The organism is Pseudomonas sp. S10E 269, assembly GCF_002798465.1.
Classification (GTDB): Bacteria; Pseudomonadota; Gammaproteobacteria; order Pseudomonadales; family Pseudomonadaceae; genus Aquipseudomonas; species Aquipseudomonas pergaminensis.
In genome coordinates this window covers 5,208,483-5,220,918 of sequence record NZ_PHIJ01000001.1, presented here as the reverse complement: position 1 = coordinate 5,220,918, position 12,436 = coordinate 5,208,483, and the positions used below count along the sequence as shown (strand labels likewise).

Annotated in this window: 7 protein-coding genes; 2 read left to right on the top strand and 5 right to left on the bottom strand. The window is 59.4% G+C overall.

The window, feature by feature from the left end; all coding sequences use genetic code 11:
- Window positions 1–25: 25 nt before the first annotated feature.
- The 5 genes from CWC48_RS30605 to CWC48_RS30600 all read right to left on the bottom strand — a co-directional run bounded on the left by CWC48_RS30605 (window position 26) and on the right by CWC48_RS30600 (window position 2,848).
- Window positions 26–151 carry a hypothetical protein gene (locus CWC48_RS30605; RefSeq protein ID WP_256581755.1) on the bottom strand — a complete coding sequence of 42 codons (126 nt, stop codon included), beginning with the start codon at window positions 149–151 and terminating at the stop codon, window positions 26–28.
- 169 nt (window positions 152–320) lie between these two features.
- Window positions 321–500, bottom strand: coding sequence for a hypothetical protein (locus tag CWC48_RS24265; protein ID WP_010210027.1), 180 nt, complete (start codon window positions 498–500; stop codon window positions 321–323).
- 156 nt (window positions 501–656) lie between these two features.
- Window positions 657–1,832 (bottom strand): lactonase family protein, encoded by a 1,176-nt coding sequence (locus tag CWC48_RS24260; protein ID WP_100490506.1) that lies wholly within the window; start codon window positions 1,830–1,832, stop codon window positions 657–659.
- Complete coding sequence (locus tag CWC48_RS24255) at window positions 1,819–2,109, bottom strand: DUF5629 family protein (protein ID WP_100490505.1); 291 nt, start codon at window positions 2,107–2,109, stop codon at window positions 1,819–1,821. The genes CWC48_RS24260 and CWC48_RS24255 overlap by 14 nt, the downstream gene beginning before the upstream one ends.
- A gap of 472 nt (window positions 2,110–2,581) precedes the next feature.
- Complete coding sequence (locus tag CWC48_RS30600) at window positions 2,582–2,848, bottom strand: hypothetical protein (protein ID WP_256581753.1); 267 nt, start codon at window positions 2,846–2,848, stop codon at window positions 2,582–2,584.
- Window positions 2,849–3,079: 231 nt separating this feature from the next.
- On the opposite strand from CWC48_RS30600, the gene CWC48_RS24250 reads away from it, so the two are divergent.
- The gene (locus tag CWC48_RS24250; RefSeq protein ID WP_256581751.1) at window positions 3,080–7,318 is read left to right on the top strand and encodes a dermonecrotic toxin domain-containing protein; all 4,239 of its coding nucleotides are present in this window, start codon (window positions 3,080–3,082) and stop codon (window positions 7,316–7,318) included.
- Window positions 7,319–7,578: 260 nt separating this feature from the next.
- Complete coding sequence (locus CWC48_RS24245; RefSeq protein ID WP_256581750.1) at window positions 7,579–12,390, top strand: dermonecrotic toxin domain-containing protein; 4,812 nt, start codon at window positions 7,579–7,581, stop codon at window positions 12,388–12,390.
- Window positions 12,391–12,436 lie beyond the last annotated feature (46 nt).

Genomic DNA, 12,436 nt, shown 5'->3' with positions numbered 1-12,436 from the left:
TGGGCTCATCACACATGAGGCAGTATCAGCCTTCGACCAGGCTCAACAATCGCTCGCGCGCCAGCTCCGGCTCACCGTCCACCGGTTGCACGGAGGACAGGATGGGGGCGGAATAGAGGAACAGGATTACTGCGGCGAGTCGGAGTGCCATGCTGTCGATTCCAGGGAAAGGCGTCAATATTTGAGCGCCAAATTTAAACACATGGCAATGTGATATCAATCATTTTTATTCAGCAGATGCACAAACGCCAAACCACTCGAACGAGCCAGGCTTCGTTCCAGTGGTTTGGCGTCTGCAGGTGTGCAGGGTCAATCAACGCTCATTGCTGGGTTTTGTGATCCAGCGCGGCGTAGAAGTTAGCGCTTTGTTGCAGGTATTTCTGGGTATAGGCGCTGGTGCTGGATTTTTTGCCGGTGACTTCCACGCTGGCCGCAGCTGGCAGCGCAACAGTGGCGGAAACAGCAGAAGCGGCGATGATGGAGAAGAGATTCAGATTCATGTCGGTAACCCTTGTGTTCGTTTGGTTGAGTGGCCGGGGAAGGCCTTGGAACCAAACTTACGCCCGGGGGCCGAGCCTTAGAAATGCTTTGAAACAGTAGCCGCTATTAATAGAATTAATACAAAGGCTCAGGCCCCGCAATGCGGGGCCTGTGGCTTATTGACGCACCAGGAACTTGAGGTCGCTGGGCGCATCGATCGGCAATGTCTGCACGGTTTTACCCAGCAGGCCGGTCTTCGGGTCACGTTCGACCACTACGATTGCATTGCTCTTCTGGTTGGCGATCAGCAAAAACTTGCCGGTCGGATCCAGGCTGAACTCGCGCGGGTGATCGCCTTCCACCGAACGACGCTGCAGCTCCTTGAGGTGTGCGGTGGCCGGGTCGATGCTGAACACCAGCAATTGGTTGGCCGTACCACGGTTGCTCACATACAGGAACTTGCCGTCGCTTGAAGCGTGCAACGCGGCGCCGGCTTTGTCGGACACCGGCTGCCCGGCGGCGAAGTCCACCAGTTGAGTCTGCGTGAGCGTGCCATCTTTGTAGTCGAACACCGCGACCTGGGCGCTCATCTCGGTGGTCAGCCAGGCATGCTTGCCATCGGCGCTGAACAACAGGTGGCGCGGGCCACTACCCGGCGGCAATTGCACCGAGGTCGGATCGGCCGAGGTCAAGGGCAGCTCATGGTTGGCCTTGGGGTCATAGCGGTAGGCAAACACCTTGTCCGCGCCCAGGTCCTGCACAAACACATACTTGCCATCCGGCGATGACACCACCGAATGCACATGGTTGGACGCCTGGCGTTCCGGGTTTACCCGGCTGGCCGGGTGCCCGCTCAGTTGCACCGGGGGCGACAGCTTGCCCGTGGCGTCGACCGGCAGCACCGCCAGGCTGCCGCCCGGGTCTTCCAGCACCGAATAGTTGGCCACGAACAGGTAACGCCCATCGGCGGCGACGCTGGAATGGGTCGGTTCATTGCCCAGGCTCTGCACCTGGTTGATCAAGGTCAGTTGGTGATTCTGCGGGTCGATGCTGTAGCTGCTTACGCGCCCCACCGGGTCTTTCTGGCCGGGGCCATTCTCGTTGACCACAAACAGGTGCTTCTGGTCCTTGGAGATCGTCAGCCACGACGGGTTGGCAGCCTTGGCCGCCAGCACTGGCGGGCCCTGGAACTGACCGGTACGGCTGTCGAATTGCAGGCGATAGATCCCTTCGCTGCTGCCGGCGGTGTAGCTGCCCACCAACAGTTCATAGGTGTCGGCCGGCGCAGCCTGCACTGACATCGCACCGACACTGCCCGCCATCAGCAGGGGCCAGAATTTACGCATCATCATCCGTTTCATCCTCGTCGTTATTGTTGCCGGTGAACGCGCTCAGGCAGATCAGGCGGTGCTCGCCCGAATCACCGGTCAGGGTCCAGCTTTGCAGCGTGTCGTCGAAGGTGGCTGCTCGCACCTGCTCCAGGCTGAAACGCCAGCGTTTTTCAGCACGGCCGTCCATGGCGGTGATCAGTAGTGTCTCGGCGTCCAGGCTGAAATCGAAGGCGTGCAGGCCGTCGATCTCTAGCATGTCGGCGTGTTCAAGGACGGTGGTCAGGGTCTCGGCAGTCATGGCAGTCAATCGTCTACGGGAAAGCGCCAATGATAGCCCAGCATGGCAGGTAGGGCCGCGCTTTCATCCATGGGGCGGCTGCAAACACCTGGAAACAGAAGGCTCAAGCTCCCGCCAATCCAAGCGCTCGCCGGCCTGAGTTCACTGCGGCGAAACAGTTGATAACGCATTGTCGCCCCGCCTACATGAATGGGCGGTTATTTTTCCTGCCGTACTTGTTTGTCACCCACGCCAAGGAGGCGTCTGCATGCAATCGGTAAGAACCACTCCACGCCCGTATACGGTGAACCTGCCCATCACGCCCCCACTTCCTGGCGTGCTTGCCCCCCCAGCCGAACCCGCAATCTCCACGGTTGCTCGCCCACAAATACGCGCCTCTATCGCCCAACCGACGTTGAGCTCGCGTTTTACAATCGCGCCGGCAAGCACAACAGAAAACGTCGTCGCCGCGCATTTCGCCAATCGCCCGACGCTACGTTCGGTGGTCGCAGAAATGCTGACCGATGCACTCAAGAGCCAGTACCCCTCCCTGAATATCAATGTCGCCACGACTTCGCTGGCCGTCCCCAGCCAGGGCGCCCCCCTGCAGTACGTATTGACGCCTCTGCTCGACCTGGCCCTTGACCACCTGGCCTCGGGCACCGACCTGGATTTCACTGATCGCGATGGCGAGCCCTGCAAATGGATGGATACCGCTCACTTCAGGTTCCTCAAAATCATCGACGACAATGGTCTTCACTCGCGCCTCCTGGATATGCCAACGGTGGAATTGGCCATACGCGCCCTGCGGCCCAACCTGAAAAGCGCCTTCGCCCAAGCGCTGAGCCAGTATTGGGGCCAGGCCGCCTTCCGCACAGACCCGGCCAGCAGCCATTGGTCCTGGCTCAGCGATACGTTGCACACAACCCTGAGCATCGCCAGTCTGGAACAACCCGGCCTGGATGAGCTCCAACGCCAGACGCTGGACCAGGTGACGCACTACCCGGACACCGCGCAGCGTCAGCAGGCGGCGGGTGACAACGCGGCCAAGGTCTACGTGATAGACACAACGTTGAGCAAGGGCGCAGTGAAGACCACCCTCCTGAGTGCCGATCTGTTGATCACGCGCCAGGTCGGGGAGCGCACCATCGTCCTGCACGCAACCGCCGCAGGCAAGGTCACGCCCTATGCCTCGCTGGAAGCGTTCGCCAGCGCCTGGAGCCAGCAATTGGCGCAGCCATTCGATTTCGACCAGATGACCTGGCAGCGCAGAGCGATCGACGGCAACCTCTTCGATACCCAGGCCGCGATCATGCTCAACCAACAACTGGAAAACCTCGACGCCGTCACGCTGCCAGCCAGCAGCAATCCTGAAGACCTGGCACAACTGTTCGCTGCCGCTACCGCCACCGCGCCCTGGTTCGTTGGCGCGCCGGTGCCGTCGACGTCGCACGCACAATCACTGGCCAGCAAGTTCCCCACCTGGCTCAAGCAAGCCAGCGACGCCGAACGCTTTGCCTACCAACGCCTCACCGCGTCCCTCGCCACCAGCGTACAGCGCAATGGAGGACGCACCTTCCTCGACGGTATCCCCGACATACGCCTCTATACCCAGCAGCAACTCGACCTGGCGCTGAGCACTAAAGGCTACGCCGCCAAAGATGTGGAGGTGGTGTTCAAGGTCGCCGTGGGCAACATGGGCAGTGGGTACATCGAACGGGTGAAGATGAGCCTTACTGACATGGCCTTGGAGAACCTTTCCGGCCTGCCCAAGGGCGAGATGGACGTCTACGTGCGCGGGCAACAGGTAGTCGACTCAAGCTTGCCGCAAATGCTCAAGGACCTTATCAGCAAGGTCGACATCGGCAAGCAGTATCCCGCCCTGCTGGAACGTGAACTGTTGAGTGGTACCGAGGCTGCCCAGCAACGCCAGGCGCGGTTCATAGATCAGGTGCCGATCCAGCTCGCCATGCAGGCGCTGGAATTGAAGCTCAAGGGCGATTCGGGCCTGAGCGCCCGCGGGTATCAGTATATCAACGCGGTTCTCCAGCCCGGGGCCGGCGCCAAACGCGTGGACGGCCAGGAGATCACCGTGCGCCCACTGGCGTTTGTACGTAAACCGGGCGCGACACCGGATGTGGTCGAGAACATGTTCGTGATCGAACCGCTGGATGCCAGCCAAGGCCCACATGTCCTCTACCAGCCCCAACTGCAACCGACGCTGCAGGAGTTTGCCAGCCGGGAAGCCTTGCTGGAGGCCATCCGTCAACCCGGCACGTTGCAACAGAACGTGCTGAACTGGCTTGCGGATCACCGCACGCGGGCGGTGTATGGCAACGGTGGTTTCAACATCCCCCATATTGCCCGCTACAGCGTGTTCAATGAGTTCGACCCACCGGCCACCGCGGCGCCGACGACCCTGGCGGTCGATGGCTATGACGCCGCCAGTACCTTGCGCCAGGACCTGTTGACCGGTGACCTGGCCAAACATCTGTTCAAATCCAACGCGCACAGCCTGGTCAACCTGGCAAACGGCCAATCCACGTCCGATACCGAAAGCCGCTGGGCGTCGTTCAAGGAGGTGGGCTTGCTGTTGCTCAATACATTGCTTCCGGTATTACGCGGCCCCGGCGCGATGGCTGGTTGGCTGATGCAACTGGCCAGTATGGAAAATGATTTCGAGCAGATCAATGAACCCAATGGCAAGGACCACTCCGCAGCGGTTGTCGACCTACTGGTTAATGTGGCCCTGTCGCTGGGTCACGTGAGTCCGACCACGCCCACCCGCGGCTCGCGTTTTATCGATCGTCCCGAGGCATCGATTCCCTTGCGTCGTGACGCAGCTACCGCCCCCACGACGGTCAATGTGTCGGTTCAGCAGGCTGCCCCCCAGGAAAACGGTCTGACAGTGGGCAACGATCATACCCTGTTCGACTTCGCCTTCTCCAACCCGCGCGAGCTGACGCCCGCCCAACGTGCCCATATTGACTCGTTCAGCGTCACAGCGCCGGCGCCGGGCGCAGAGCCGATCAACGACGGGGCAAGCAAGGGGCTCTTCAGCATCGACAACCACCTGTATGCACACATCGACAACCTATGGTTCCGGGTGGCCCGGGACCTGGACGGCACCTTCATCATCGACCCGCAAAACAAGGCACGTACAGGGCCATCATTGAAGTCCGGCCCAGACGGCCGATGGCGCCTGGATATCGGCCCCAAGCTAAGGGGAGGCATGCCCAAGCGCAAGGGCATAAAAGACATGGTCAGGGAAAACGCCATGGCCAGGGAACAGGTGGTCGTCCAATACGAGCAAAGCCTCCTGGAAAGCGGAAAAACCCAAAAAACTTTCTTGGCAGCCGTTCGGGCGCTCAATGAAGATCTCGATGCATTCACCACCGCACGAAAAAAACTCATGGTGCAATGGGGGTTGAACAAAGGTGACACAGCCAGCCAATACGCCGCGCCTTATGCAGAACAATTGCAATCTACGCGTCAACTCAGACTGAAGATTGACCAGGGTCTTCGCGACTTGGAGAGGGCGGCCCAAGCCGATATCGCCAGCAACGAAAGAGCCATCGAAATCATCACCCCGAAAAAAATCGGTGCGATCGATGATCTCACCGAGTTCAAGGCCATGCGCTCGTTGATATATTCAAAGAGCATGGCGGACTTGTTGCTGGTCAATAACATTTACGCCCGACTTAACAATCACACTACCGAAATCAGTCTCAGCGGTGAGCCCTTGTCCGACATGATGCGTCGGGCCGGGCCAGGCGCAGAAAAAGCTACCTACGATGAGGCGATTGAAAACCTCAAGATCATCAATCAGGACCGCGAAGGTATTTGGAGGTCCCAGCAAGCACTTGCTGCCCAACTCGATAAATGGAAAAACGATTCGCCTTCCGCCAGACACAGCGCCGAGAAGTTCCTCAGCGAGCGGAGGCAGGTTGCACCGTCCATCGAAGCTAAAGCCTCGCAGCTGTCCATCATGGCCAACCTCAAGGAGTTGAGCATCATCAGAAGCGCTGACGTGCCGTCAAACTATGGGGGCCTTTTGAAGGCGCGGCTGCAATCGGCCAACCTGAGGCTCGTCAACCAAACCTTCCTTGATCAACACGAATATCAGGGCTACACGCTCACTGAACGCAAGGCTGCATTGACCACGGTGATCGACACCTACGAACAGTCACTGAACGACTTTGAGACCTTGCAAGAACTTCACCCCGAGGTTTTTCGCGACGAATACCGCCAACTGTTCGTCCAACGCGTCACTGAAGTCCTCGATGAGGCCAGGGCCGACTTGGCCGATGCACTGCGCGAAGAACAAGGTTTGTCACCCGTATTACCCAAGCGCGCCGACAAGCCGGAAAAAGACTCGAAACGGCGAGTCTTCAACACGCGGGACAAGCAAACTCTGATCGGGACATTGCGTGCCCCCACGGAGGGTCAGAATAATGTCATTGATGTGCTGGACCCGAAAACCGGACACCCTATTGCGACTTATAACGAGCACCCGGCCCAGCGTGAATGGGTCAGGCAAGTTGCATATGAACCCCCCGCCGCTACGCCGCCCCGACCGTCCAAGTCCCTGAATACCTATAAAGACGAAGTGAGGGCAATCATCGACGACAGCATCGACAACGAACGCAGGATCGCGTTTCAGAAAAAAAAGCTCAAAGACCCAACAAGACGCGACGGCGTTACCCCACTTGACTGGAACGACATGTGCGAGAGCTTGGCTAACAGGCTCAAGGCAACGGCCGATCAAGTTGAAACCGAGCTTGGCGACAAGCCGGGCACAAAGGAGTTAGTCGCCCAATGGCGCGCAAAGTCCGATGAGCTGCTGCAAGAGGGACGTCAGCATACGGCCGACGGCTATAAAGTCCAAACACCGAGACAGGAAAATGTCGACTTCCTTTGGACGCACGGCTTCGTCGACATCAACCTGGTCAAACGCGCAATTCCTTCGAAATCCGGCGATGTGTTTACCGAGTATACGGTGCGGGAAAAGGGTTCGCACAAGGTGCTGTGGTACGCGCACTTTCACTACCCGAACGCTGCGACGCCGCGCAATGAATACACTGCGGCGCACCTGAAAATCCCGTCCCAGCGCTATGAGACGCAAACGTCGCTGATCGCCAAGGCGGGCAACGACAAAAAAGAGATAGAAAAGATCATCCGCGCCCGGATCACAGCGCCACTGGATGAAAAGCTGTTTTTGAAGCTGTGACCCCCTTTCAGACCAATGCCGTGATGAGCGCGGCATTGGTCTGAAGGCACTGCTGGCGACAACGCTTGGCCGTAGCACGAGGTACTGAGCTACCACACCCTGTGCGCCATTGAGCACTACCTTGCGTGGCTACTTACAAGGCCAGCGTTAAGGAACGACCCATGCCTACTCCAAGCCATGCCCGTGCAACCAACCTGATCCAGCAAACTGTCGCCGAGCAGTTTCGAACGCGCCCCACATTACGCTCGGTTACAGCGCAGATGCTGTCGGACAACCTGAAGGAAAAGTACCCGCTATTGACGCACCCCATCTCGGACCTGCGCTTGGCGCAGCCCCGAGACGGTGGCGGCCGTGCCCTGCTGCCGCTATTGGACATAGCACTGGAACATCTTGCCGATGGCCGCTATCCAGACGTGTCAAACCGGCACGGCATGGATTGCTACCTGAGCGACGCCACCGGAACTCGACTGCGTTATCAAGCTGAAAGCCCACACGACTATGACCTTCAAGTGATTGAGGCGGTTATTCATGAGCTGCCGCTGATCCTGTTTATTGATTTTCAGGACGCGCTGGCCGCGTACTGGGGCCAAGACAGCGATGCCGGTGGCAGCCGCTGGAAGTGGTTGGCGACAGTACTGCAAAGCCAACTGCGCCTGTCGACACTGCGCAACGTCGACGCCACTTCCCAGCAATTGTCGGCGCTCAGCCTGCTGACTCGCTATCCCGACCGGCAAACCCGTGCAAGCCAGTCAGAGCCTGGCACATTCGTCTATGCGTACACCCCCGCTGCTTGCCTTCAACAGGGCCAGACTACCCTGACCTTGCAGGCCGCAGACCTGTTGGTTGTGAGCAACACGGGTACCCTGCTCTGTACTGTTTCGGGCGAGGTCTTGCCGTTTGCCAACGTGGATGCCTTCGGACGTGCCTGGGCTGAACGCATGGAAGCGCGTTTTGGCGCCGACCGCGTCACCTGGCAACTGTATGAACCCGACGGCGATATTTTCGAAATCCAGGCGGCACTGCTACTCAACCAACAGTTGGACGATCTCGCCGCAGTCAAGCTCCCCGGTGTGACCAACGTAGAGCACCTGCAAGCGCAATTTGCCTCAATTACCGACCCCTCACACTTACTGAGCGCCGAGACATTCGCGCCCCAAGCCCGTCTAGATGCCGCACTGCCGACCTGGCTGCGCGACGCAACCCCGCAGGATCGATTCGCTTATCACCAATGCCTGCTCGAGCAAACGGCCCTGAAACACGAGGCGCTTGGTGATCCGGACCTGAATGAGCTGGAAGCCATCGACACTTATGCGGCCCTTCACCTCAACCATCAGCTGTGCCTGGAGCGCAACACGCACCTGCACGGCGAACGCACCTGCAGCGAAGAGGCGTTGGCTGCAGGGTACAACGCCCGCGAGTTGGAACTGACCTTCCACGTGCCGGTTGGCAACCTGGAGGGCGGCTACATCGAGAGGGTAACCATGAGCCTGCTTGACTTGGCGCTGAAAAATCTCGCCGGCCGCCCCAAAGGACGCATGACGGTGCGCCATACCGGCGGCCGTGAGATAGAAGCGTGGCTGACGCCCGACGCTATTCTGCAGCTGGTCCAGCGCGTCGATATTGGGCGCAATTATCCCAACTACCTGCGTGAACACCTGCTGAGCGACACCATCGCAGCGAAAAAGCGCCAGCGCCTGTTCTGCCGCCAACGGCCGGTGCAACTGAGCATTCAGGCACTTGAACATAAAATTCGCGGCGAAGCCGGGTTGACGCAACGAGGGTTTCGATGTGTGAGGGCGGCCTTCAAACCCAGTCGTTCGCAACGCTGGGTCGACAACGATGAGATCGTCCTGCGCCCGCTCGCATTTGTGCGCAAGCCTGGTCCAACGGCGGATGTGGTAGACAACATGTTCATCATCGAGCCCAAACACACCGGCACAGGCCCGCACCTGCTCTACCGGCCTGCCTACTCACAATCGCTACAGGAATTCCCCGACCGCGACGCCCTGCTGGCAGCCATCGTCCAACCGGGTGAACTGCAAGACAGCGTATTGACCTGGCTGTCAGACAGCGCCAGGCCCATTTACAGCAACGGTGGCTTCACCGAGCCGCACTATGTGCGCATCGGCCTGGGATCTGAGTTTGATCTGCCGCGCAAACCTGACCCCGCAACGCTGGCGAGCGGGAATGATGAGAGCGCAAATGAAATCCACCAGGCACAGGATGCCGGAACGTTGATGGAGTACCTGTTCAATTGCCAGGCCCACCAACTGCTCAACCAGGCTGAACGCGAGTCGACTTCCAATTCCGAGAGCCGATGGGCGCTGATCGTGGAAGGCCTGCAATTGGGCCTCAATACGTTGCTGATGGCTGTGCGCGGGCCAATGGCCGCTGTAGGTTGGCTGCTGCAACTGCTGGTCGGACTCAAGCACGATTTACCAGCGCTGGAAAGTAGAGACCCTACTGCCCGGGAGCTGGCCTGGGTCGACCTGCTGATGAACATCAGCATGCTACTGCTTCACCCGCGAGTGCCCGGCGACGAGCCTGTACATCCACGGCCGGACGAAACACGCGTCGAACCAGCACCTGCTCGCAGGGGGCTGGAACGCCCACAGTCCACCCTGGGGCTACCCTCCAAAGCCGTGATCCAGCGCGGGGCGATCGGCCTGCCCGCCGAGCCGCCGGGTGACGGTCGCACCGTGCTTGACTTCGATCGCTCACTGGCCAGTGACACCGCGTGCGCAGCCCTGCTGGAAAAACTCTTGGCCTACAACGTGCGCTGGCCCGACCCCGCCCCCGTTCCGACCCAAGCCGGCGTCTACAAGGGCCTGTACTTGATCAACGGACAATGGCATGCCTCAGTGGGCGGCTTGCTGTTCAGGGTGACAATCGTCCCAGGCGTTGGCGAGGTGTACATCCTTCACCCCGAGAAACCAGCGCGTCCGGGCATTGTGCTCAAAACCGACGGCAAAGGCGGTTGGACCCTGGATCGCGGGCTCAAGCTGGCAGGCGGCGGCCCGAAGCGGCTGGCCGCGTTGCGCGCGAAAAACCTGGAACGAAAACGTGAGCTGCTTGCCGCCATCGACTCGCTTGCGGTGGAGGTCCGGGAGCAGTTGGAACCGCCTTGCAAGCAATCGGCTGCGCAGTTGAACACCTGGTACAAGACTCTGACAGAACAAAGACGCAAACTGAGATCGGTGTGGAGGCTCCTGCAAAGTGCTACCGCCGACCGGCTTCCCGCTCTGGAGGCGCGGCACCAAATGGAGATGCGCGACTACGCAAGGGTGCGGGGCTACTACCGGACATTGCTGGACACCTTCACAGAACAGTCCGCACACCTATTGGCGGCACGGCAAAAAGCGTTCAGCCTGGGCCAGGAACTCAAAGACGTTGCAGGGGCCGGCGCTCACGTCCAAGACCTGGAAAAAATGCTCGAGAACACCTGGGAGGGCACATTTGCGCTCTACGAATATGAGCGCGGGTGGTTGAACGACCTGTTCACTTCCAAGAGCGGCGAACCGCTGTACGATCTGTTGAAGCGCACGCACCTGAATACACTTTGGGGTGACCGTACCGCATTTGACGAACATGTCGCTAATTCTATCGAGGCCGCCGACACCTGGCAGCGAATGGCAAATGCCACCTCTACCCTGGAAACCCTGTCTGAACAGTTGGAGCGGCTTTCTACCGGGGGACGTGCGATACGCAACCGCCTGATGAACGCGATCATTACCCCACAATACTATTTCGTGGCGAACCTGAAACTTAATGCATTACGCCCGCTGGCATGGGCAAGTTTCGACTTATCGATTGAGCCGATGCGGCCACAGGAGGCACTCTACTACGAACTCCTGACAGAGCGTGACCTCAATCAAACCCTGCTTTCCCATATCGACGTACGCAGCAGCAACGACTACTCACTGAGCGACCAGCGCAGTGTTTACGAAACGCTCATCGAGACATACCGGCGCTATGAAAATGCCCTGCGGGCACTCAATGTGCTCAGATCCAAGCGTCTACTTGGCTCATCGGCACGGCTTCTGAAGGGACTGCAATACGCCTGCGCCCTAGCCGAGGGTGAATTGGAGACGGTGGTGCGCTTACAAGAAAAACTGGAGGTTGAACTGCCGCTGTCGAAAACCCTGCGCCCCAAGGCCCCCACCAAACGCGTGTTCAAGACTCGCCGTAAAGCTTATCTGATCGGCGACCTACAGCCGGCCAACGAGCACATTGCCCACGAACACTTGACCATCAGCGAGCCGATAACAGGCCACACCCTCGCCACCTATGACCGGCAAGACAATGAATGGGTGGAGACGACACGCAGCGTACGTGTAGAACCCGAGCCGGACGTGGCGGTGCGCACGCTGGCACAGGTGAGGGAATCAGGCCGGGAGCTGATCAGTCAACGCAAGGGTATCGAGCAACAAGTGGCAGCCGAGCAACTGTTGGTGGATGAAGAAGCCACCCGGGAAGAAGTCGACCCGGATACCTGGGACACATTGCTCACAACCCACGCCCGGAAACTGACCGCCTTGGCCGATGAGCTGGTCCGAGATCACAAAGACAAACCCGCCACGCAAGACCTGGTGGATGAGTACCGTGCACACGCCAGAGACCTGACGCGCATCGCGCAGCGAGCGTGCAGTCGCGCCTACAAAAAGCAACTACCCACCGCCGACAGCGTCACTTACCTATGGGAGCATGGTGAGATCGACATCAATCTCACCAGCCCGTCCGACCCCGACCGACCGACACTCAGCGGTGATTTTTTCACCGAATATGCGGTGTATGACAAAACCGCCAAGCCGCCCGTGGTGCTGTGGTACGCCCACTTCCACTACCGCACCGCCGACGCTCCGCCGGCCAGCTACACCCGTGCGCATTTAAAGCTGCCGGAGCAACGCAAGTTTACCCAGAAGGACTTGCTCAAGGCGCACGTACAAGCCTATCTGGCCAACCAGAAGACCCCCGGCAGTGCGCCGGTCAGGAAGATCGTTTATGTGCTGATCACGCCACCGCTGGACAACCTGTTCCTGAAAATCGCCCCGCTGCCCTCGGCGACTCAATGACATCAGCGTAAAGCACGCCCTGTGGGAGTGAGTGAATCCCACAGGG

Excerpts from the sequence above, each read along its gene's own strand:
- CWC48_RS30605 (WP_256581755.1), bottom strand. The coding sequence starts at position 151 with ATGGCACTCCGACTCGCCGCAGTAATCCTGTTCCTCTATTCCGCCCCC.
- CWC48_RS24265 (WP_010210027.1), bottom strand. The coding sequence starts at position 500 with ATGAATCTGAATCTCTTCTCCATCATCGCCGCTTCTGCTGTTTCCGCC.
- CWC48_RS24260 (WP_100490506.1), bottom strand. The coding sequence starts at position 1,832 with ATGATGATGCGTAAATTCTGGCCCCTGCTGATGGCGGGCAGTGTCGGT.
- CWC48_RS24255 (WP_100490505.1), bottom strand. The coding sequence starts at position 2,109 with ATGACTGCCGAGACCCTGACCACCGTCCTTGAACACGCCGACATGCTA.
- CWC48_RS24245 (WP_256581750.1), top strand. The coding sequence starts at position 7,579 with ATGCTGTCGGACAACCTGAAGGAAAAGTACCCGCTATTGACGCACCCC.